Origin of the sequence: Bacillus sp. MM2020_4, assembly GCF_011250555.1 — a bacterium.
GTDB lineage: Bacteria > Bacillota > Bacilli > Bacillales > Cytobacillaceae > Neobacillus.
In genome coordinates, this window is the sequence record NZ_JAANMZ010000025.1 from 22,190 (window position 1) to 44,081 (window position 21,892).

The 21,892-nt window shown below is 40.4% G+C and carries 20 protein-coding genes and 1 riboswitch; of the genes, 9 read left to right on the forward strand and 11 right to left on the reverse strand.

The annotated features are described in order from the left end of the window. Window positions 1–13: 13 nt before the first annotated feature. From rbsD to G6554_RS15625, 4 genes are all read right to left on the reverse strand, one after another. Window positions 14–409 (reverse strand): D-ribose pyranase, encoded by a 396-nt coding sequence (rbsD, locus tag G6554_RS15610; protein ID WP_166243478.1) that lies wholly within the window; start codon window positions 407–409, stop codon window positions 14–16. Between the two features lies 1 nt (window position 410). Continuing rightward, the gene (gene rbsK, locus G6554_RS15615; RefSeq protein ID WP_166243480.1) at window positions 411–1,289 is read right to left on the reverse strand and encodes a ribokinase; all 879 of its coding nucleotides are present in this window, start codon (window positions 1,287–1,289) and stop codon (window positions 411–413) included. After that, on the reverse strand, window positions 1,282–2,271 hold the full coding sequence (locus tag G6554_RS15620; protein WP_166243483.1) for a LacI family DNA-binding transcriptional regulator: 990 nt from the start codon (window positions 2,269–2,271) through the stop codon (window positions 1,282–1,284). Before G6554_RS15620 ends, rbsK begins: the two co-directional genes overlap by 8 nt. Before the next feature lie 455 nt (window positions 2,272–2,726). Further along, window positions 2,727–3,494, reverse strand: coding sequence for a TerC family protein (locus tag G6554_RS15625; protein WP_347564320.1), 768 nt, complete (start codon window positions 3,492–3,494; stop codon window positions 2,727–2,729). Window positions 3,495–3,729: 235 nt separating this feature from the next. Here G6554_RS15625 and G6554_RS15630 point away from each other — a divergent pair, with 235 nt between their 5' ends. From G6554_RS15630 to G6554_RS15665, 8 genes are all read left to right on the forward strand, one after another. Next, entirely contained in the window at window positions 3,730–4,947 is a 1,218-nt protein-coding gene (locus tag G6554_RS15630) for a permuted SH3 domain-containing protein (protein WP_166243487.1), read from the forward strand. Next, the gene (locus G6554_RS15635) at window positions 4,931–5,611 is read left to right on the forward strand and encodes an ABC transporter ATP-binding protein (RefSeq protein WP_242637740.1); all 681 of its coding nucleotides are present in this window, start codon (window positions 4,931–4,933) and stop codon (window positions 5,609–5,611) included. Before G6554_RS15630 ends, G6554_RS15635 begins: the two co-directional genes overlap by 17 nt. After that, the gene (locus tag G6554_RS15640) at window positions 5,608–6,813 is read left to right on the forward strand and encodes an ABC transporter permease (protein WP_166243488.1); all 1,206 of its coding nucleotides are present in this window, start codon (window positions 5,608–5,610) and stop codon (window positions 6,811–6,813) included. The genes G6554_RS15635 and G6554_RS15640 overlap by 4 nt, the downstream gene beginning before the upstream one ends. A gap of 235 nt (window positions 6,814–7,048) precedes the next feature. Then, on the forward strand, window positions 7,049–8,215 hold the full coding sequence (locus G6554_RS15645; RefSeq protein ID WP_166243490.1) for an acyl-CoA dehydrogenase family protein: 1,167 nt from the start codon (window positions 7,049–7,051) through the stop codon (window positions 8,213–8,215). 121 nt (window positions 8,216–8,336) lie between these two features. Then, window positions 8,337–9,200, forward strand: coding sequence for a transporter substrate-binding domain-containing protein (locus G6554_RS15650; protein ID WP_166243492.1), 864 nt, complete (start codon window positions 8,337–8,339; stop codon window positions 9,198–9,200). 133 nt (window positions 9,201–9,333) lie between these two features. Further along, entirely contained in the window at window positions 9,334–10,044 is a 711-nt protein-coding gene (locus G6554_RS15655) for an amino acid ABC transporter permease (protein ID WP_242637739.1), read from the forward strand. Between the two features lie 14 nt (window positions 10,045–10,058). After that, window positions 10,059–10,772, forward strand: a complete 714-nt coding sequence (locus G6554_RS15660) for an ABC transporter permease subunit (protein ID WP_166243494.1) — start codon at window positions 10,059–10,061, stop codon at window positions 10,770–10,772. 21 nt (window positions 10,773–10,793) lie between these two features. Beyond that, the gene (locus tag G6554_RS15665; protein WP_166243496.1) at window positions 10,794–11,549 is read left to right on the forward strand and encodes an amino acid ABC transporter ATP-binding protein; all 756 of its coding nucleotides are present in this window, start codon (window positions 10,794–10,796) and stop codon (window positions 11,547–11,549) included. 48 nt (window positions 11,550–11,597) lie between these two features. Here G6554_RS15665 and G6554_RS15670 read toward each other — a convergent pair whose 3' ends face one another. The 3 genes from G6554_RS15670 to G6554_RS15680 form a co-directional block, all read right to left on the reverse strand. Then, window positions 11,598–12,710 (reverse strand): FtsZ/tubulin family protein, encoded by a 1,113-nt coding sequence (locus G6554_RS15670; RefSeq protein WP_207627641.1) that lies wholly within the window; start codon window positions 12,708–12,710, stop codon window positions 11,598–11,600. A 121-nt stretch (window positions 12,711–12,831) separates the two neighbouring features. Beyond that, complete coding sequence (locus G6554_RS15675) at window positions 12,832–13,749, reverse strand: ketopantoate reductase family protein (RefSeq protein WP_166243498.1); 918 nt, start codon at window positions 13,747–13,749, stop codon at window positions 12,832–12,834. 160 nt (window positions 13,750–13,909) lie between these two features. Next, a complete protein-coding gene (locus G6554_RS15680) occupies window positions 13,910–16,108 on the reverse strand; it encodes a sensor domain-containing protein (protein ID WP_166243500.1) in 2,199 nt (732 codons plus the stop codon). A 396-nt stretch (window positions 16,109–16,504) separates the two neighbouring features. Continuing rightward, window positions 16,505–16,607: riboswitch (SAM riboswitch) on the forward strand. 79 nt (window positions 16,608–16,686) lie between these two features. Between G6554_RS15680 and G6554_RS15685 the strand changes: the two genes are divergently transcribed. Continuing rightward, window positions 16,687–17,814: a 5-methyltetrahydropteroyltriglutamate--homocysteine S-methyltransferase gene (locus G6554_RS15685; RefSeq protein WP_166243502.1), complete on the forward strand. Its 1,128-nt coding sequence runs from the start codon at window positions 16,687–16,689 to the stop codon at window positions 17,812–17,814. 107 nt (window positions 17,815–17,921) lie between these two features. Here the strand turns inward: G6554_RS15685 and G6554_RS15690 are convergent, their stop codons facing one another. The 4 genes from G6554_RS15690 to G6554_RS15705 form a co-directional block, all read right to left on the reverse strand. Next, a complete protein-coding gene (locus G6554_RS15690) occupies window positions 17,922–18,629 on the reverse strand; it encodes a M48 family metallopeptidase (RefSeq protein WP_166243504.1) in 708 nt (235 codons plus the stop codon). A 27-nt stretch (window positions 18,630–18,656) separates the two neighbouring features. Beyond that, window positions 18,657–19,154 carry a YehS family protein gene (locus G6554_RS15695; protein WP_166243506.1) on the reverse strand — a complete coding sequence of 166 codons (498 nt, stop codon included), beginning with the start codon at window positions 19,152–19,154 and terminating at the stop codon, window positions 18,657–18,659. Between the two features lie 237 nt (window positions 19,155–19,391). Next, window positions 19,392–20,540, reverse strand: coding sequence for an acyl-CoA dehydrogenase family protein (locus tag G6554_RS15700; protein ID WP_166243508.1), 1,149 nt, complete (start codon window positions 20,538–20,540; stop codon window positions 19,392–19,394). A gap of 70 nt (window positions 20,541–20,610) precedes the next feature. Beyond that, window positions 20,611–21,804 (reverse strand): acetyl-CoA C-acyltransferase, encoded by a 1,194-nt coding sequence (locus G6554_RS15705; protein ID WP_166243510.1) that lies wholly within the window; start codon window positions 21,802–21,804, stop codon window positions 20,611–20,613. Window positions 21,805–21,892: the final 88 nt, after the last annotated feature.

A 21,892-nucleotide genomic window follows, 5' to 3' on the forward strand; every position in this document is an offset into this window, starting at 1 on the left:
TCACCTCAATTTATTAGAAAAATACGCCTGATTGTAAAATGATATTGGCATATGGTGTAATCTCACCTGTTCGGATTACAGCCTTAGCGTTTTTCGTCAGCTGTTTAAAGTCTTCATGAGAAACCTGCTCGGAAATAGCCCCAGCAAATTTCTCTTTCAGGTATTTTGCTGTCTTAGGATTTCCTGCCTCTATTTCAGAAGCGACGATGATTTTTTCAATCACCATATCTTCTGCTACGGCATCCACCACTTCTGTAAAGGCTGGTGTCCCTGCTTTAATCGCTAAATCAATTTTAGCAACGCCTTCAGGAATCGGTAGTCCTGCATCTGCGATAACAATATAATCAGTATGGCCAAGATCGCTCAAAACCTTGGATATATGGCTATTCAACATTCCTTGTCGTTTCAATTTAAAGGCTCCCTTCTACTTCAGCGCGTGTCGGCATCCCGCCTTGGGCTCCGAACTTTGTAACAGAAATTGATGCGGCCCTGTTAGCAAAACGGACAGCCTTTTTAAGTGGTTGACCCTCTGCTAGTGCTACTGCAAATGCTGCATTAAAGGTATCGCCCGCACCTGTTGTATCGACCGCCTCTACTGTAAAAGTAGGGACTAGTACCTCTTGTTCCCCATCGTGATAGCGGACACCATTTTTACCTTCTGTGATAAATAACTTGTTTGGATTCACTGCCAATGCTTCGTGAATATCCTTATTTTGAAAAAGAACAGCCGCTTCCAATTCATTTGGTGTTAAGTAGGCCGCTTTCGCTATTACCTCCGCACTGATCGGCCGTGATGGTGCCGGATTTAGCAATAACGGAACATCATTGGCGTGACATAGTTCACTGACATACTCGACCGTTTCTTCAGGAATCTCTTGTTGAATCAGAACAATATCAGAGGTACAAATAACATCAACTGCCTTTTCAACGAAATCAGGTGTAACATGATGATTAGCTCCCTTTACGACGATAATACTGTTATCACCTTCCGCAAGGGTTATATGTGCTGTACCGCTTTCTGAATGTGTAACCGGTTCCACATAATCAGTAAAAACACCATTTTCTTTAAAATTAGTTAAAATTTCTTTTCCGAAACTATCATCGCCAACACAGCCAACCATATAGACTTCCGCCCCTAACCGGGCGGCGGCTACTGCCTGGTTGGCCCCTTTGCCGCCAGGCACTGTTTTAAATGATTCACCTAGAATTGTTTCACCTTTATTCGGCCGTCGTGAAGCCGTGACAACCAAATCCATCGAAGAGCTTCCGATGACTGTAACTTTAACCATTTTCCTCAACCTTTCTTGTCGTCTGCCTTTCAATAAATGCCACTGGCATTTGAATATTCTGTTCAAATCCTTTTTCATTGTTTATTAATCTAATTAACAGTTTTGCTGCTTCCCTTCCCATCTCATAAGCAGGCTGCTTGATGGTTGATAATGGCGGAAAAAGTAAGCGGCTAAGCGGGATATCATCATAGCCAATGATTTGAAGATCAGCCGGAACTGATTTCCCACGGCGCAGTGCCTCATGTAAGATGGCGGCGGCAACCACATCGTTACTCGCAATTACACCATCTGTATCCGGATATTTTTCAAATAACTCTATCGCCCATTTCTCAGCATCGCCGAAAGCAAATGAATCCGTGATAATCACATTGAAATTTACATTTGCCTTAACTAGGCTATTGATTGCCCCTTGAAATCGATCTTGGGCCGTTTGAACTTCAACAGGTCCTCGTAGTAAGGTAATCCGTTTACATCCCCTTGCGACCATTTCATTTGCCGCTATTCCTCCTCCATCTAAACCATCAGCATAAACAGATGGATACTGGTCAGATGTCCGGTCAAGAAAAACAACGGGTAAGGAGAGATTTTCATAATGACTTATATCGGTATGATTTGTTGCTGTAATGATACCGATTACATTATTCTGTTTAAATGTTTGAATATAATCCCGTTCCTTACTTTTCTTCTCATCCGCATTGCCGATGATCAGCCTGAAATCACATGCTTGCATCTCATCCTCGACACCGCGTGCCAATTCAGGAAAAAACGGATTGCGAATGTCCGGCAGTAACAGCCCAATTAATCGTGACTTTTTCTTATATAACGATCTGGCCACTTCATTTGGTTTATAATTTAATTTTTTTATCGCTTCATTTATTAGCTTCCGTGTGTCTTCATGCACATACCCATTATCATTTAATGTTCTTGATACCGTGGCTACTGACACACCAGCCTCCTTTGCAACATCTTTTATTGTTGCCATCTGAGATTCACCTCTACTGTGTAACCGGTTCCACATTCAGATTAACACAATTAATTCCACTATGCAAGTGGGTAGTACCTTTCCACTAAAAAACGTGCCCAACCAATCAAATTAATTGTGCATGGACTTATGAATGCTCAATGCGTATTTGGTGCCAATAGTGACTTAATCATCCTTTTTGATAACTTGATGAAGACCATTTTGCTAGTAGTTTTAAGAGTTTTGGTCTTCATCGGCTTCATGATGGACGAATCCCGCGGTTTTCAATAGGGATTTGTCCTTCATCGGCTTTGTCTGTATGAAATATAAAGTACGTCACATTTCCATTACGACATATTTTCAACTGCTCATTTCATATATCCACACTTACGAAATTTGCTGGATATTTATTAGGAACCCCCGCAAATAATCAAAGAGCCTACCTTTAATGGAGGGCTCTTCATTCAACCTAATGATCAGTGCGAAAGCTTCTTTTGCGATTTTGATCGAATTCCGTGGATTACAAATGTTAACAAAAACGCTAAAACCATAACGATAATAAAAATTTCATTTGGAATGTGAATATCTATGAGTGTTAATCCCATCTTAATCGCAATAAATGTAATCAAAACATAGGCAGTTGTTTCAAGTTCCGGGACTCTATTCATGAGACTAATGAAAAATGTCGCAACTCCACGCATTAACAGAATACCAATCATACCACCAAGCAGGATGACCCAAACCTCTTCGGAAACGGCGAGTGCAGTAAGAATACTATCCACAGAAAAGGCTAAATCCATTAACTCGACACTAATGACTGTCGCCCAGAATACTCCAAACGTTTTCGTTAACCAGCCTTTTGGTTGATGTGTTTCTTCCTCTTCTTCACCATCTTTAGTTTTAAACTTTTCGATAAAAAACTTAATGGAAAGCCAGAGGAGATAAATCGCACCAATTACCTTAATAAACCACAGTTTGATAAGAAATGTTCCAAGGCCAATAAAAATAAAACGGAATAAGTAAGCTCCCCATAATCCATAAACTAACGCCTTTTTCTGCTGTTGTTTAGGTAATGGCTTAACAAACGCCGACAATACCAATGCATTATCCGCGGATAAAATACACTCCAGTACTGCTAGGGATAAGATCATGCCCCACGCTTTGGGTGAGGAAAGGACATCTGCCCACATATGCCAATCTAACATGGAGGCAAAAGTTGATAAAACTTCATTTTGCATATTCACTACTCCTTTAATGATAAAACAATCAACCATTAGTTTACCCATACTATATTAATCACTATAGTACTTTTCACGAAAATATCAAAGAAAAAGCGACAAATAATCCATCTTAAATGTCGGAGAAAGGGTGTCGCTTTTTGTTTACTCTTGTAAATAATAGAAAATATTTGAAATTGTTTCTTTTTCGTTTATAGTAGAATTTGAGAGAGATTAATAATAGAGTTAACGGGGGTATAGTGTGAAGAAAAAGGTTTGGGTTTGGATTATATCGATTGTTGTTTTACTAATGATTGCAGGTACAGCTACATACTTCTTTACCAGAGGCGAGGCAAAGCCTACCGGAGCAGAAGCAGACAGTATGGGAGTAACAGTTCAAAAGGCTAGTGAGCAGGAATTGACGGAAACCATTCTTGTTACTGGCAAAATTGTCCCTGAAAGTGAGCAAAAGGTCTTCCTAGAGCCTGAAAAAGGAGAGATTAGTGAATATAAGGTGGCGGAAAATCAGTCTGTTAAAGCTGGTGACCCTCTACTAATTTATGATTTTTCAAAAATAGATAATGAGCTAAAAAAAGCCGCTCGTGAAAAGGAATTACTGCAAAGTAAAGGAAAGACTGAACAAAGTCAAATTGCCGATTTAACGAAACGAATCACTGAAGCAAAAAAGAATCCAACCACAATCAGCACTGAAACAGGTGAAGAAAGTGCACCACAAGTAGACGTAAACCAACTGGCAGCCGAAAAGGTGCAGCTAGAGATGGGTTACGAAGGGACAAAATCAGAAATAGCCGCAGCAGATGATCGTATCAAAGAACTAAATGCCCAGAAAAAAGAAATGACAATTGTCAGCAAAATGGATGGGATTATTGTTAAGGTAAACCAAAATATAGCAAAGACCGAGGCTGGAGCAGCCGAACCTGTCATACATATTATCTCGAGTCAGCCTTATAAAGTCATTGGCACGATGAGTGAATTTGACGCGGTTAAGATTCAGGCAGGGCAGCCAGTCATCATCCATCCAAAGGTGTATAAAGACCGAGAATGGAAAGGGGCCATTGAATCAGTTTCGCAATTTCCAAATGCCGAAGGCGGTGGTGGTGAAGACTTCGGCGGCGGGGCACCCGGCGGCAATGTGACGATGTATCCATTTAAGGTTGCGATCACAGATGATACATCAGAATTGCGCCAAGGCTTCCATGTTTCTCTAGAAATTAAAGTCGGCGGCGCAGACAAAAAACTCGGCATCCCTCATCCAGCACTTGTAGACGAAGGCGGGAGTAAAATTGTTTATATTTTAGCAGATGGGAAGCTTGAAAGACGGGAAGTGAAAACGGGGGCAATGAACGATGAATTCATCGAAATTACCGATGGAGTGAAGTTGGGTGAACTTGTCGTCATTACACCTAATCCAGAAATGCATGATGGAATGGAAGTGACCTCCTTTGATGAAGCTAAGTGAAATAACAAAAGTATACGGAAAAGGCTCACTTGAGGTTCCTGTCCTCCATGGCATTGATTTAACGATTGAGGATGGAGAGTTTGTTGCTATTATGGGGCCATCGGGTTCCGGTAAATCTACCTTAATGAATATTATTGGCTTTTTAGATTATCCCACTTCAGGTACATTTGAACTAAATGGTGAAAAAGTCGATTCCGCAAAAGAAAGTGCTTTGGCACGCTTACGAAATGAACATATTGGCTTTGTTTTTCAACAATTCTTCATGTTTCCTAGGGATAACGCCATCAAAAACGTGGCATCACCGCTCATTTATGCCGGTGTATCAAAACGAGAGCGAACAGAAAGAGCCAAACAAATGCTAGTAAAGGTCGGATTAGAAGACCGAATGAAGCATTTACCGAATCAATTATCGGGAGGACAGAAGCAGCGGGTCGCCATTGCCAGAGCGCTCGTCAATAATCCAACGATTATTCTTGCGGATGAGCCGACCGGGGCACTTGATTCAAAAACCAGTGAACAAATCATGAGGTTGTTTATGCAGCTGAACGAAGAAGGAAAGACCGTTATTCTCGTTACCCACGAGGAGGAAATTGCCTCCTATGCCAATAGGGTAATTACTTTAAAAGATGGCATGATCACCGATGACCGGAGGGTGGCACCATGAACATTTGGGAGAGTTTCAAAATCGCCCTTTCCTCCATCTGGAATCATAAGGTAAGATCCATCTTAACAATGCTCGGTATTATTATCGGCGTCGCTGCCGTGATCCTAATTGTTGCGATTGGACAAGGCACACGGAAACAAATGACAAACGAATTGTTTGGCACCGATAAGAATGCCATTGAACTTTATTATGAATATACCCCGCCAGAAGGAGAACCTGAACAATTTTGGGAAGAACCGGAATTGACGACGGAAGATGTTCAAACACTAGCAAAGGTTCCCGGGGTAAAAGCCGTGATTGCTACAAATCAAGGGTGGGGCGCCATGGTCCGTAATGACGAGCGTGCAGATATGCAAATTACCGGTGTCGGTGCGGAGTTCTTCACTGCGAAAAATATTAAGGTTGTCGAAGGAAGGGCATTGTACGCTGCTGATAATGACGGCTTGAACCGGGTCGTCCTTATTGATACCGGAGTCCGGAAAAAATTTTTCAAGGAATCGGAAAATCCAATTGGCGAAATAATTGACTTAAACGATAATCCCTACAAGGTTGTAGGTGTCTATGAATCCCCCATTCCGGAACAATACCGAAATCCTGATGGCGGAGAAATGTTGATGCCGCGTACGGTTATCTCGATGATGTTCGGCAACCGGGAGATTGAACAATTATCCGTGATTGCCAGTGATGCTGAAAAGGTTTCTGAAACTGGCAAACTAGCTGCTGCAACACTGACAGAAAAAAAAGGATTAGAAAATGGAAACTATGCAACAAACGACTTTGAAGACTATGAAAAAGAATTAAACACGGTGATTTCCTTACTGACATTACTAATTGGCAGTATCGCAGGAATTTCGCTCTTAGTCGGCGGGATCGGTGTCATGAATATTATGCTCGTTTCTGTGACAGAAAGAACACGAGAAATTGGACTCCGAAAAGCCATCGGTGCTACCAGAAGGAAAATTCTCTTGCAATTTCTAATCGAAGCAATCACCCTAACCTCACTAGGGGGGCTGATCGGGATAGGACTAGCCGCAATTGGAACGATTTTGGTCTCCCAGTTGTCTCCAATAGTAGCCACAGTCAGTCCGTTGATTGTCTTAATAGGGGTCAGTTTTTCCGCCTTAATCGGGATTATTTTCGGGCTTCTCCCAGCTAACAAAGCATCGAAGCTTAGCCCCATTGATGCGTTAAGATACGAATAAACATAAAAAGGGTCAGTCCCACACCGCTTATGCGACCAGGGATTGACCCTTTTTTAGCTTTTACAAAGACAGGTAACCTGCTAAACAAAATTCACTTCACAATTAGTCAGAATTTTTATAAGAGTGCATAAAATATCTTGACAGTTTGATATGGCTCCGTTATTATTTATTCCTATAAAACATATCGGAATAAGCGAATTAAATGAATGACCAAGATCATAGGAGGGCACACAACATGCTTAACCTTTTTATCAAAACAGAAGTACAAAAAACATGGCTGCAAAAATTGCATGAAAAAGAGGCAAGTTTTAAAAACAAATCAGCAGAAATTGATGAATTTGCCATTTTCCCTAAGGAAAATATTGCAGAGTTAGTGGAAATGGGCTATTCAAGTCTCACCCTTCCTGCCGAATACGGCGGTGAGGGCTTAAAAGTCTATGATATGGTCCTCCTGCAAGAAACACTAGCAAGCTTCGATGGAACAACTGGTCTCGCAATAGGTTGGAATCTCGGGGTAGTCGGTGAACTATTTGAAACAAAGCTTTGGGATCAGGAAAAATTGAATTCTTTCGCAAAGGAAATTCTTAATGGCACCTTAGTAAACCGAGCTGTAAGTGAAGCCCAAACAGGGAGCCCGACAAGAGGCGGTCGCCCCGGAACTACCGCGATCAGAAAAGATGGTTCATGGGTGCTTTCAGGGCGGAAAACATTTACCACCATGTCACCTGTATTAACCTATTTTCTAACATCAGCATGGATTGAAGAAAAACAGCAGGTAGGATTTTTTCTTCTACATAAAGATTTAGACGGATTAACGATTGATGAAACATGGGATGTTATCGCCATGAGAGGATCAGGAAGCCACGACCTCGTTCTCGATCATGTAGTTGTTGATGATTCTAAGCTTGTCGAACTACCGTCCACACCTAGCGGCGGAAAAATAAATGGCTGGATCTTGCACATTCCTGCCTGCTATCTTGGTATCGCCCAAGCAGCACGCGACTATGCTGTCCATTTTGCCAATCATCATGCCCCTAATAGTCTCAACGGGCCGATTAGCCAATTACCAAATGTGCAGCAACACTTAGGGGAGATTGACTTAGAATTAATACGGGCCAGACATTTACTCTACAGTGTAGCGGAAGCTTATGATGATCCGTCACGACGAGAGTATATCGAAAACGAACTTGGCGTGGTCAAACATACCGTGACAAACTCGGCCATTACCATTGTTGATAAAGCAATGCGAGTTGTCGGTGCAAAAAGCCTTCAGCGGAGTAATCCACTACAACGTTACTACCGCGACGTAAGGGCAGGTCTTCATAATCCACCAATGGATGATATGACAATTAAAAAATTAGCCCTCTCAGCTATTGAACAAGAGAAAGTGAGACTAGTTTAGAAGGTATTGAGCAGGAACCCTTCCCCCCTCCTGCTCCCTTCAACATTTTTTTATCTCTAAACCCAAGTAATATGATGTGAAAACTTTATATTAATATATTTTTAAAAGGGAGATTGATTATATGAAGAAAAAGAATGTTTTAAAGGCAGCAGTAACAGCATTATCATTGTCCATTCTGTTAGCAGGTTGCGGGAACAGTACCACTTCCAGTAAATCTTCTGACGCTGATTCAAAGGTAATAAAGGTGAAAATCGCCTATGACCAAGCTTCCAAACCAATGTCCTATAACGACGACAAAGGAAATCCAACTGGATATGATGTGGAAGTAATGAAATTAGTCGATAAATTACTACCAGACTATGAATTTGAATTCGTGGGGACATCTAGTGATGATTTATTAGTCGGGGTTGAACAAGGGAAATATCAAGCAGGTGTGAAAAATGCCTTCTGGACACAGGAAAGAACGGAGAAATTTATCTATCCTAAAGAGTTCCTTGGTTTAAGCAGCGCCGGACTTGTCTTAAAGAAGAAGAATGCTGACATTAAATCGCTAGAAGATTTCGCTTCGAAGGGCTTTACCCTTGCACCTATCGCTGCGAACAATGCCCAATATACCATTATTGATGAATATAATAAGGCTAATCCAGATAACAAAGTGAAATTAAAAGCTGGAGATGCATTTACAGTAGACGTTGTTCAATGGGTGAATGAAGGACGTGTTGACGGGGGTGTCATTATTGAAGGTGCATATGAAAAGCAAGTTAATGATCCCAAGGGCCCTTATTACAACTTAAAAGATGAAGTAGTTTACAACGAATTCGCTGTTATTAAAACCTGGCCGTTATTTAACAAAAAAGAACAGAAATTTGCCGATGCCTATGATAAAGCCATCATGCAGCTGCAAGAGGAAAAGAAACCAAACGAATTAAGTAAAAAGTTCTATGGCAGAGACTTATTTGAGGTCCTAGATAAGGTTAAACGATAATATCCTTTTTTTTAACGATAAAGTACTATTTTCATAGTGAAAATAGTACTTTAAAACCTTGAAGTTATAAAAATCCTAAGAGCAGTTGTAACCTCGGGGAAATCCTCAATATGAGCCCTAGAGCTGGAGGTGAATGATGGAGAAATATTTTGATGCTAAATATATATGGGAGTCCTTCCCGCAGTTAATACCCTATATAAAAGTAACATTTCTGGTTGCCGGCCTCTCGGTCGTGTTTGGAACCCTATTCGGTTTTTTGTTGGCCGCTATGAAATTAAGTAACAGCAAGATTGCACAAAAGATCGCCAATGGGTATACAACGGCATTAAGATGTACGCCCTCAATCGTTCTGCTCTTCCTTGTATACTATGGGATTCCAAAACTCGCTGAAGGCTTCGGCCTGAATCTAAGCGATGTTGATAAAATCTTCTTTATTGTCATTACCTTTTCCCTGCAATTTGCCGCTGCCATGTCAGAGGTCATCCGATCAGCCTATCAATCAATTGACCGGGGACAATTTGAGGCTGCAGTCAGTGTTGGGTTAAGTAATACGCAAGCATACCGAAGAATCATTTTTCCACAGGCATTTGTGGTTGCCTTACCAAACTTCGGTAACAGCTTGCTTGAATTAATTAAAGAGGGATCGCTCGCCTATACCATCGGGTTAATTGATGTGATGGGAAAAGCGAGTCTCATCATCGATGGCCGCTTTAATGCCCATGCCTTAGAAACCTATCTTGCTTTATCCGTTATCTATTGGGTCATATCCATTGTCATTGAACAGCTTTTCTTAAAGTTAGAAAAAGTTTTTAGTAAAGGGAAACAAGTAATAAATCCTACATAAAGGGAGGTGGCAGCGTGTCCGAGGGTTTAAATTATTCGTTTTTAGTAAAGACCTTTTTCACGGCATTATCCGGAGTACCAACCGCACTAATTATAACCATTGTCGCCTTATTAATTGCCCTTCCGCTAGCGTTTCTGCTTGCGTTGACAAGAATTAATCGAATTCCAGTGCTGCATCGTTTCGCTCAAGTTTATGTTTCATTTGTCAGAGGGACTCCCGTTATTGTACAAATCTTTATTGTCTATAGTAGTGTCCCTTTAATGCTCACATCGCTATTTAAAAAGTTTCATATTGAAACGAATATCTATGATGTTAATCCGATTTGGTACGCCTTTATTGTTTTCACCCTAAATACCATTGCAATTCTTATTGAAGTTTTTCGTTCTGCTATTAGTACCGTTAGTAAAGGCCAGTTGGAAGCTGGTTACTCCGTCGGATTAACCAATGTGCAAGCATTTCGGAGAATTATCATTCCTCAGACACTGGTTGTCGCCTTACCGAATATTTGTACCGCAACCGTCAATCTGATCAAAGCAACCTCATTAGGGTATGCAATGTCATTGCAGGAAATTACACTAAGGGCGAAAGTGGCAGCTAATGTCGGCTACAATTATGTGGAGGCTTACATCGATATTTTCCTTGTCTATTTGATTTTATGCAGTTTAGTAGAATACTTATTTAAGGTATATGAAAAACGATTAAGCAAATATAAAGCAGTAAATGCCTAAGTTTGAATTGGAGGCAAAACAATGTTAGAAATCAAAGATATTCATAAATCATTTGGTCAGAATGAGATTTTAAAAGGCGTTGATTTACGCATTGATAAAGGGGATGTCGTTGTTATTCTTGGACCAAGCGGTTCCGGCAAAACCACCTTACTTAGATGTATTAACTTTTTGGAGAAGGCGGATCAAGGCCATGCCCTTTTTGGATCCACAGATGTCAATTTGAAATCGGCCACTAAAAAGCAAATACACGATATCAGGCAGAAGGTCGCTTTTGTTTTTCAAAATTATAATCTGTTTACTAATAAAACCGCACTGGAAAATGTGACAGAGGGGCTCATTATTGGCAGAAAGGTTCCGAAAGCGGAGGCAATGGAGATAGGCAAAAAAGCATTGGATAAAGTCGGCCTGACAGATAAATACCATTCCTACCCTGTTGAATTATCAGGCGGGCAGCAGCAACGTGTTGGTATTGCCCGAGCGGTTGCCTTAAATCCGGAGATCATTCTGTTTGATGAGCCAACCTCTGCTTTAGACCCGGAATTAGTCGGAGAAGTGTTAACCGTCATGAAGGATATCGCCAAAGACGGCACCACCATGTTGGTCGTCACTCACGAAATGTCATTTGCGAAGGACGTAGCAAATCGCGTCGTCTTCATGGACGGCGGAGTCATTGTCGAAGAAGGCCCTCCTAAGGAGATTTTCACCAGTCCAAAGGAAGAAAGGACTCAGCAATTCTTAAAACGCGTCCTTCCGGAGGATTATATCTTTTATATTTAGACGAAAGGGTCATTCCCCACTGCTGATTTTGGGAAATGACCCTTTTTGCTATTTTTGGTATTTTGATAATTTCGATGTTATGCTTCCCGTTTTTCTTTCCTGTGGCTTCGCTTTTAAGTTAGATGCCCAGGATATGCGCGATTCGTATTTTTGCGTGTGCTCCTTATTAACAAGACCTTGTAACCGATCCTTGTTCTTCTCAAGCACTTCTTCAAGTGCGAGCATCCGCTTACTAGGAAATGATAAACCTGCCAGAATAGTGGTAACAGTAGGGTCAGCCTCCGAAATATAGGTTCCCTCGAACAATTCCAGCGGTTCACCCACCCTGGAAAAAACTGCTGGAGGGTTAATAAGTTTTGCCATATTTTCTGGCCCTTCATAGATTAATCCTGCACGAATTACACCTGTCGATTCCACAGGGCAAAATATCGAATTGGCCCAAGATTGTTGAATTTTATTTGAAACGTCTGTGGTAGTCTTTGCATCAGTTATCGCAGCTGAGGAAATCAACGTTACCCCTCTTGTGCTAAGTATATTCATTAGGTCGGTTTCATCAAAATTCCCATAAAACGAACTCTTTTTCGTCACTTGCAGCACATTATTTATTGCTTCCACAGCTTGATGATTAGAAGAAACGTAGAGTTGATGTTTACTGGATTGTGGATTTAACTTCCGCAGCTGATCATTGTCGACAAGGAACACCGATGAAAGAGAGTCAATTCTTGAAATCTCCTCGATACACTCTGCTGCATTAATTCGGTTACCCGCTAATACATTTCGATCAGGAACCACTGCAATCGCACCTACATTGATTCCCGGCAAATTATCTAATAATAGGTCAATCAATAATGGACTCATACCGGAGCCCGTACCGCCGTCAGTGGAAAAGGCCACTAATAAAAGCTTAATATTTTTAAAGGATTGCTGCACAAATTCAATGAGTTCCCGATAGTTTTCATTTACCGCTCTTAATCCGACGGACCGATCTTGCCCCGCACCATTATATCCAGGAACAAAATACTTCTTTTCAACTCTCTTATTGACTATTCCATCACGTTGGTTCGTATTGATAAGCGCGGTTTGAAATCCCATATTTGCTGCGATCTCCGCGATATTTCCACCCGCTTGACCGACTCCCAAGATGCCAATTGATTTCACCATATCCCTCCTATTCTTATTAAAATAATACTCAGGATTTATTAAAATAGACGTTCCTTTTAAAAAATAATGGGACGTTCCTATTGCTACCAATCATGTAGCATAAGAAACATCCCTAAGCAATTTAATATTGGCTCTCCATTAACGTTATCCTGCGATACAGCTCCATGTTTGTCGGCGTAGGCACTCCATGTTTCTCACCTAATTTCACAACAGTCCCTGCAAACAATTCTACCTCGCTAAACCGTCTCGCTTCCACATCCTGCGCCATGGACGGTTTTCCCTCTGGACTTAATCGGCCCATTACTTCAAGCCAATAGTGTAAATCCTCTTCCGTTAACGGAGCCCCTTCTTTTTCCGATAACACCATTACCTCTCTCATCGCAGAAATCATCATATCTCTCGCCTGTCCAACCCGTTGAACCTCACCGTAATTACTTTTATTCACGGCAACCGTTTGATTGACACCAACATTCAACATGAACTTCCCCCATTGCCTTCTAACCATATTGGTGTCCACCTCATAGGGAACTTCCATTTTCCCAAAAAACTCGGCAACCGTCCTTACCTTATCTGAAACATAACCAGGTTCCCGTTCTCCAAAGCAGATCATGCCCATATGGTCATACGTCAGTTTATTTCCTACTTTAACGGCATCCATCCCTTGGGCCACACTATATAAGACTTTATCTATTCCATAGGCATCACCAATAATCGCTTCACTTGATATGCCATTTAATAGGGATAGAATAATCGTATTTTCATCAACATGATGCCTCACCGCTTGGATTGCATCCTCTAAACCATTAAATTTAACGGCGAAAATAAGCAAATCTGCAGGCCTGACCACCTCTTCAGGGGAAACAAAATGGAAATGACACGGTTCTCCATTACAAAATACATTGTCCGCTTTGTATCTCTTGATTCGATCTTTATCAGCAATGATTCGTAAATCTTCTTTCTGCATTTTCTTAGATAAATGATTTCCGAATAAAACTCCCAAGGCCCCGAGCCCGATAATAGAAACTGTTTTTATAGACATACCGCTAGTTCCTTTCTTAAAAAGAATGTTATAACTATTTTACCATAGGCAGATATATGTTCTTGGAATGAAACAAAAAAGCAAGCAGACTGGTCTAAAAAACCAATATCTCCTTGCAAGCCAACAAATTGATCTATTCAAGCTAATAGGCAGCATAGCATCACACAGCAAATTCGCTAATAAGATTCTTCGGTTCTCGTGAAACGCTATATTGCTTGCCAGCATTCACTAAGTCATAAAAATTCTCTTTTATTTCATCCAAAGGCAATGGTCTGCAGAATAAAAATCCTTGCACCTCTGGGCAAAGGTTTTCCTGTAAAAAATGGAGTTGCCCTTCCGTTTCGACTCCTTCAGCAATGATCTCCATATTTAGCTGGTGGGCCATCGCAATAATGGTTTTCACAATGGTTGCATTATTTGTATTCGTTACACAATCACGAATAAACGACTGGTCAATTTTCAGCTTGTCAATTGGGAATTGCTTTAAGTAATGAAGGGAACTGTATCCGGTTCCAAAATCATCTAAACTTATTTTTACTCCTAATTTTTTTAACTCTTGAACAACCATAAGCGCATGGTGTGTATCAATGGTCATGCTTTCCGTAATTTCAAGCTCTATGAATTCGGGGGACAGTCCCGTTTCGCTTAGAACCTGGCTAACCATTTGCACGAAATTGGGTTGAAAAAACTGACGCAGTGATAGATTAACGGAAACGATCATCGAAGGAAAGCCTAATTCCTGAAAGGCCTTCATCTCCGCACATGCTGTTCTTAATACCCATTCCCCCATCGAAATAATCAATCCCGTTTCTTCCGCTAAAGGGATAAACTGACCAGGAGAAATAATCCCCTTTTGCGAATGCTGCCAACGAATCAAGGCTTCTACACCAATGATTTCTCCAGAATAAACGTCCAACTTTGGCTGATAATACAACCTAAACTCATTCCGTTCAATCGCCCTGCGAAGGTCCTTTTCCATTTCCAGTACATCATTTGTTTGTTCCATTGACTTCTGTATGTAATATTGAAAGTTGTTTTTCCCCAACCGTTTTGCTTGATTCATGGCTAGATCTGCCTTTTTGATTAAAGTGCCGATATCCTCTCCATCATGAGGGTATTGGCTGATTCCTATACTTGGGGTTATATACATCTCGTATTCATTTAAATGGAACGGCTCATTTAAACGGGTAAGCACTTGATTCAACGTTTTAGTAGTCCCCTCATGACCCACATTCGGCAGAAAGAAGATGAACTCATCCCCGCCAAGTCTTGCAAGGCAATCTTCTGGGCAAATACAATTCTTTAATCGCTCCGAAACCTTTTTCAACAATAGATCACCAAGATCATGCCCCAAGGAATCATTAATTAATTTGAATCGATCTAAATCCAGAAAAAGAATGGAAGCCGTCTCCATACTTTGATTTGACAAAGCTGTTTGAAAGCTCGAAGTGAACAGGTAGCGATTCGGTAAGTCCGTCAAGGCATCGTGATAGGCCATATGTTTAATCTTCTCTTCCGCCTTTTTTTGCTCAGTGATATCAATAACACTGCCTATGACAGCCTGCTTGCCTCTATAGATCGTTTTGGAGCCATATACCTCAAGATGGATAATGCTTTGATCTTTTTTTATAGCCCGATATTGAAACTTCATCCCCTTATTTTCATCCGTAAACCGCTTTTGAATATTATCTAAAACGATTGATACATCTTCAGGATGAATATAATCGGAGAGGTAGGATCCAATCGTTTCCTCGTTTGTGTATCCGAACCATTCTAATAACTGAGGGTTAACATAAACAAATTTCCCATTTTCAATAATGTAAATACCAACCAACGATTCCTCAACCAAACTTCTATAGGTAGACTCTGCCTCAACTAATGCCTCCTGTGTTTGCTTAAAGCTGGTAATATCCTTGAGAATCGCATAGGCACCAACAATTTCACCCTCATTAATGATTGGAATACTCGTTACATTTAGTTGTACTTGATCACCCACTTTGCTAAAAATGGCGGTTTCATAGTTTGTTGCCTCTCCATTAATGGATTTAGTAAAGTGCTTCATGGTTTTCTTTACTAGCTCTGGAACCACATATGAAACAAATGGACGCTGTAGAAGTTCATCTACAGAATAACCATAGGATTCTACCACTTGATTCGCACTTAAAAGAGTACCTTTTACATCTAATGTTAAAATAATATCTGGATTATTGTGGTAAAGGGAGTGGTAATATTGCTCACTAGTTTTGATCCGTTTAGATTGGACGGAAAATTTGCGATAAATATATAAGACTATTAAGATACACAAAAATATCGTTATGCCAATAAGGCAAAGTTCTATTATGCCAAACTGCCATTCCATCCCATCACCGTCCACTATCATTTTAGAATCTTTACTCAAGTTATTTAATAATATAATTCGCCAAAATGTGAGTATTTCCTTTTAGTTACAGCAAGGACATTCAAATTTCGACCACTTTCATCTAAATTTTATCACATCCTTCGATAAATTTCGGTGTATTTTCCCAATTCTCTTTCAAATTCGTTTATCATTCACCACTTTCATTTCAAATGAATTGAGATCGGTTGTGAACCTCAGGGGTGGTTACACTTTGGGGCAGCATGGGTTAAAAAATATATTATTTCCAAATAAAACTCGCCATTTAAACTACCGGTATGGTATTTTTATTTACTGACTTCCTATTTGACAGAATAGTAGAACAAGTGTAACCTAATTGATAATTAAATGTTTAGAATACTCTTATCAAGAGAGGTGGAGGGACTGGCCCTACGATACCTCGGCAGCAGACTTACATTAAGTACTGTGCCAATTCCAGGAGCGATTTGCTTGAAGATAAGAAGAGAACCAGAGCCGGTATGATTTCCTCTTCTTATTCGTAAGAAGAGGTTTTTTATATTTAAAGAAAGAAGGAATTATTCATGACAAAAACAGCGGTAAAAGCTCCCTTTAAAGCAGACCATGTTGGCAGTTTTCTAAGGACTGAAGCGATTAAAGAGGCAAGAAATGCTTATACAAATGGGGTAATCGATAAAGATGCCCTAAAAGCAATAGAGGATCAAGAAATTGAAAAACTGGTCCAGAAACAAATTGAGGTGGGTCTTTCATCCATAACAGATGGAGAATTCAGACGTGCGTGGTGGCACTTGGATTTCTTATCTGGCTTAGAAGGGGTAGAAGAGTTTGAGACGGAATATATTAGTAACTTCCAAGGTGCCAAAACAAAAAACAAGGCCATTAAAATCGTTGGTAAAGTAGACTTTACTGATCATTATATGTTAGAACACTTCAAGTTCTTAAAACAAGCGGTTGACCGCTATGGCGATGGCAGTCAAGTAGCAAAGTTCTCGATTCCAAGCCCTAATATGTTATTTACAAGGATTCAAGGGGATGAGTATTATTACAATAACCATGAACAGTTCTTTCGTGATACAGTAGCAGCCTACCAAAAAGCGATTCAAGCATTCTATGATGCAGGGTGCCGTTATTTACAATTAGACGATACTTCTTGGATAGATTTTGTTTCAGAAGAGCGTATCAAAGCAGTCGTTGAAAAACTCAACATGGACGTACAGGATATCATCGCAACAAGAGTACGTTGTTTAAATGAAGCCATTTCTAAAAAACCCGAAGATATGGTGATCACGATGCATATTTGCCGTGGAAACTTCAGGTCTACGTATATAACGAGCGGCGGCTACGATCAAATATCTGATGCTATTTTTGCTGATTTAAAAGTAGATGGACTTTTCTTAGAATACGATGATAACCGCTCAGGAGATTTTGAACCATTAAAAAGCTTTAAACGTGCTGACCAAAAGGTTGTACTGGGATTAATCACTTCTAAATTCCCGGAACTAGAAGATCCTGACTTGATAAGGGAAAGAATTAAAGAAGCCAGCCAGTATATTCCTTTAGAAAATATATCATTAAGTCCTCAATGCGGCTTTGCGAGTACGGAGGAGGGCAATAATTTAACCGAAGAAGATCAATGGAGTAAGATAAAACACGTCCTTACCATTGCTGAAAGTGTTTGGGGTAACAACTAATACATGTAAATCCTATCAGGTAAAAAAGCCGAAAATACATAAAGGTGGTTAAAACCTTGTATGTTTTCGGCCTTTTATTTCATAAATTCTTCGATCACGGCTAGCTGCTAAACGGTCATTTTCCAATTTGATGAAGCCAACCAGTTTTCCTTTTCGATATAATCGGGCATTATTTTCCCCACAAGACGCCAGAAGGAGCGATCGTGATTCAGATGGACCATATGGCACATTTCATGAACAATTACGTAATCAATTACCTCCTGAGGTGCCATTGCCAGCCTCCAATTAAAGGTTAGCTGCAATTTTGAATCACAGGTTCCCCATGTCGTTTGACTGTCCGAGATCTGAATAGAACGTGGCTTTGTTTTAAAATGGCTTTGATAAGCGGAGATGCTCTTCGCCACTAAAGCCTTGCATTGCTGGTAATAGAATCGTTTTAAAGCCTGTTTTATTTTTCCATTATCAATCTGTTTCACATATATATGAAGCATTTCTCCCTCAAATACTACATGGTCTTTCATACTATTTATGTCTTCGATGATCCTAATAGGATAGGAGTTCCCCAAATAAAGGAATTCTTCACCAGGCTCATAGACCTTTTCCTGTTGCCCATGAAGCCTGTCCTTCATTTCTTTTAACTTTTGCTGAATTAGATCCCACTTTTCTTCTATTAAAAAGAGCACTCTTCCATCAGGTGTCCCTTTAGGAGCCTGGACTTCGATATTTCCATAGCTGTCAATTGTAATTCCGATGGAAGTTCGGTTTTTGTATTTAATTTCAAAACGTATGGTCTTACCCGAGTAGGTATGTATCATATCATCACCTGTAATCCGTTAATACCTTTATCCCCTGTATTTAATAGCTAAGCCCTTTAAGAAGTTCCTGGAGAATTTATCGCCACATTCTTTATAATTCTTATGCCCCTCTTTTCGTAACAAAGCACCAAGTTCACCTTTTGTAACCTTGATTCCTGCTTTTTCGAATAGATCAAGCATATCTTCCGTTGTTAATGCTAGGGCAATTTTCACTTTCTTTAACAGGAGATTATTAATATTTGCTGTTTTCTTGAATGACGAATCAGCTGTATCAGGCTGTCCAGGTTTGGGCTCTTGTTTTCCTCTTTTAAAAATGATAAACCCATTTAAAAATGAATCAAACATACTGTTATTACATTTTATTTGCTCATCATTTTCCACTTCATCATCATCTGATTTTGTCAGGATCTTGATCACTTCCGGTACGGTTACTTCCACCCCGCCAAGTTTAAATATCTCTGCCATTTCTTTATTTTTTATTTCAAGTGCATATCGCAAGCGAATTAATATATCATTATTATCCATCCATAGGCCTCCAATTTTGAAAACTAGTGCTTGTCCCCTAAAATAATGGCACATTCATTCGTTTCTTCCTTTAATAGCTAAGATTGTAACACAAAGACGACCTACTTGAGAAACCTGTTGAAACTATTTTATTCTACACTTCCACCTAAAAACGCCCCTATTTGAAGTTCATTTCATTTCTTTCATATAAAAAAACTCCTTAATAGTTTTTCTTAAGGAGATGATTTCATATTTAATCTAGAGATATTCCCGTTTTAGTTGCGCTGCAATGATATTTTTTTGGATCTCGGATGTTCCTTCATAAATCTTGGTTATTCTAGCATCACGGTAAAAACGTTCCACAGGGTATTCAGCAATATAACCCATTCCTCCGTGAATCTGTACGGCTTTATCGGCAACACGATTATAAACCTCGGAACCGAACAGTTTTACCATGGCCGCTTCCTTTATGACCTTCATCTCTTGGTCGACCATCCAGGCAACTCGGTAGGTCATACTTCTTAAGGCCTCTATATCAAGAGCCATGTCCGCCAAATAATGTTGAATAATTTGTTGTTCAAAGATCGGTTTATCAAACTGAATTCGTGTATTTGCATGATTAATAGACATCTCTAAAAGCTTATCGCAAGAACCCAGGTTTCTTGCTGCAAGCCCGGCTCGACCATTGGCAAGAATTTTCAATGCGTTGACATACCCTTGTCCCTCTTGACCAAGTACATTTTCTATAGGAACTTCACAATCTTCAAAGAAAATTTCTGCGGAATGGGATCCGTGCAGACCCATTTTCTTTTCGTTTTTACCAATTATGAACCCGGGAAAGTCTTTCTCTACGATAAAAGAGGTAATTCCCTTTGCTCCCTTCGATGGATCTGTTACAGCCATAACCGTAAAGACACTCGCGATAGGCGCGTTTGTAATGTAATGCTTGCTCCCATTTAAGACATATTTATCTCCTTTTCTTACCGCGGTTGTTTTCAAATTCGATGCATGGGAGCCTGCACTAGGTTCTGTCAAAGCAAAGGCACCGATCATTTCCCCTCTGGCCATAGCGGGCAAATATTTTCGCCTTTGTTCTTCATTTCCCATCTCTACGATCCCAACAGAACCGATCCCTGTATGGCCACCGATGACGGTGGTATACCCATTATGTGTTCTGCCTAATTCCTCGTAAATCGCACACTTGCCAACCATTCCGATTCCCGTTCCGCCGTATTCTTCCGGGATGCTTAATCCAAACAAGCCTATTTCCTTAGACATGTTCATAATCTTTTCAGGAATTTCATCCTTTTCTTCAATTTCCTTGGCAAGTGGTTCCACTTCACTATCAACAAAATCCCGAATGCTTTGTTTTAAAGATAGGATATCTTCTGATAAAAGAAAATCCATAATCTTCACTTCCATCCTATATTTTATTTGCTTTACCCCGCATGCGGAAAACTATTTCCAAAAAAATCCATTAAATTTGCATATTTTCCACGATCGTTGTAATCCCTTGCCCTCCTCCAATGCAAAGGGTGACTAACCCATACTTTTCTTCTCTTCGTTCCATTTCGTGCACTAGTTTTGTCATTAGAATGGCACCTGTGGCTCCAAGAGGATGACCTAATGCAATGGCCCCGCCATTGACATTAACCCTTTCCAAATTCAAATTTAGTTCCTTTATTACAGCAAGCGCCTGCGCCGCAAAGGCTTCATTCAGTTCAATTAAACCAATATCATTTAAAGAGAGACCTGCCATGGATAACGCTTTCTTCGTAGCCTGAACCGGACCAATCCCCATAATTTCAGGAGAAACCCCCGAAACAGCCTGAGCAATAATTTTTGCTTTTGGTTTAAGGCCATATTTGTGTGCAGCGACCTCCGACATCATTAAAACAGCAGAAGCCCCATCGTTGCGCCCACTGCTATTACCCGCAGTTACTGTACCATTTTCTTTAAACACCGGTTTCAAATTCGCCATCTTTTCCAGACTGGTTAATCTCGGGTGCTCATCGATTTCGAAAACTTTTACTTCTTTTCGTTGCTTAACTTCATAAGGAACAATTTCCTTTCGGAACCGCTCATTCTGGATTGCTTTTTGTGCAAGTTCCTGACTGCGAAAGGCAAATTCATCCTGTTCCCTTCTCGATATTTTATACTGTACGGCTAAATTTTCCGCTGTATATCCCATTGTGAGATTCCCATAGATTTCAATTGGCTGTGAACGTGGTTGGCTTTCCGTATTAGGATCGACGATTTCTCCATTTCCCGAACCGTATCCATAGCGTGCTTTTCGAATATAATAGGGGGCTGTGCTCATCGATTCGGCCCCGCCGGCTATGATTACATCTGACACCCCACTCATAATTTGCAAGGCTGCATTATTAATAGCCTGAAGTGCTGAACCGCATTGTCTTTGAACGGTATAACCCGGGACCTCAACTGGCAGCCCGGCGCGCAAAAGAGCTACTCGGGCTAGATTAGGAGAATCCGCACTTTGTTTGGTCTGTCCCATAATGACCTCTTCAACTTCATTTTTGTTCATTCCTGTTCGTGCTACAAGTCCTTCGATGACTTTTGCAGCAAGGAAATCTACTTCAATATCCTTCAAGCTGCCTCCAATTCGCCCCACAGCAGTACGTACAGCATCAATAATGACAACATTTCTCACTTTCCATCCTCCTCATACACATGGCCATTTAGGAATGAGGCCTTCTTTTTAATATTCCATCCCACATAAGGAACAATATTCCCCACTT

Bases quoted from the DNA above. Each gene is read 5' to 3' on its own strand.
- G6554_RS15655 (WP_242637739.1), top strand. From the start codon at position 9,334: ATGATGGAGAAATATTTTGATGCTAAATATATATGGGAGTCCTTCCCG.
- G6554_RS15650 (WP_166243492.1), top strand. From the start codon at position 8,337: ATGAAGAAAAAGAATGTTTTAAAGGCAGCAGTAACAGCATTATCATTG.
- G6554_RS15695 (WP_166243506.1), bottom strand. From the start codon at position 19,154: ATGGATAATAATGATATATTAATTCGCTTGCGATATGCACTTGAAATA.
- G6554_RS15645 (WP_166243490.1), top strand. From the start codon at position 7,049: ATGCTTAACCTTTTTATCAAAACAGAAGTACAAAAAACATGGCTGCAA.
- G6554_RS15670 (WP_207627641.1), bottom strand. From the start codon at position 12,710: ATGGTGAAATCAATTGGCATCTTGGGAGTCGGTCAAGCGGGTGGAAAT.
- G6554_RS15700 (WP_166243508.1), bottom strand. From the start codon at position 20,540: ATGGATTTTCTTTTATCAGAAGATATCCTATCTTTAAAACAAAGCATT.
- G6554_RS15685 (WP_166243502.1), top strand. From the start codon at position 16,687: ATGACAAAAACAGCGGTAAAAGCTCCCTTTAAAGCAGACCATGTTGGC.
- G6554_RS15665 (WP_166243496.1), top strand. From the start codon at position 10,794: ATGTTAGAAATCAAAGATATTCATAAATCATTTGGTCAGAATGAGATT.
- G6554_RS15640 (WP_166243488.1), top strand. From the start codon at position 5,608: ATGAACATTTGGGAGAGTTTCAAAATCGCCCTTTCCTCCATCTGGAAT.
- G6554_RS15675 (WP_166243498.1), bottom strand. From the start codon at position 13,749: ATGTCTATAAAAACAGTTTCTATTATCGGGCTCGGGGCCTTGGGAGTT.
- G6554_RS15680 (WP_166243500.1), bottom strand. From the start codon at position 16,108: ATGGAATGGCAGTTTGGCATAATAGAACTTTGCCTTATTGGCATAACG.
- G6554_RS15690 (WP_166243504.1), bottom strand. From the start codon at position 18,629: ATGATACATACCTACTCGGGTAAGACCATACGTTTTGAAATTAAATAC.
- rbsK (WP_166243480.1), bottom strand. From the start codon at position 1,289: ATGGTTAAAGTTACAGTCATCGGAAGCTCTTCGATGGATTTGGTTGTC.
- G6554_RS15620 (WP_166243483.1), bottom strand. From the start codon at position 2,271: ATGGCAACAATAAAAGATGTTGCAAAGGAGGCTGGTGTGTCAGTAGCC.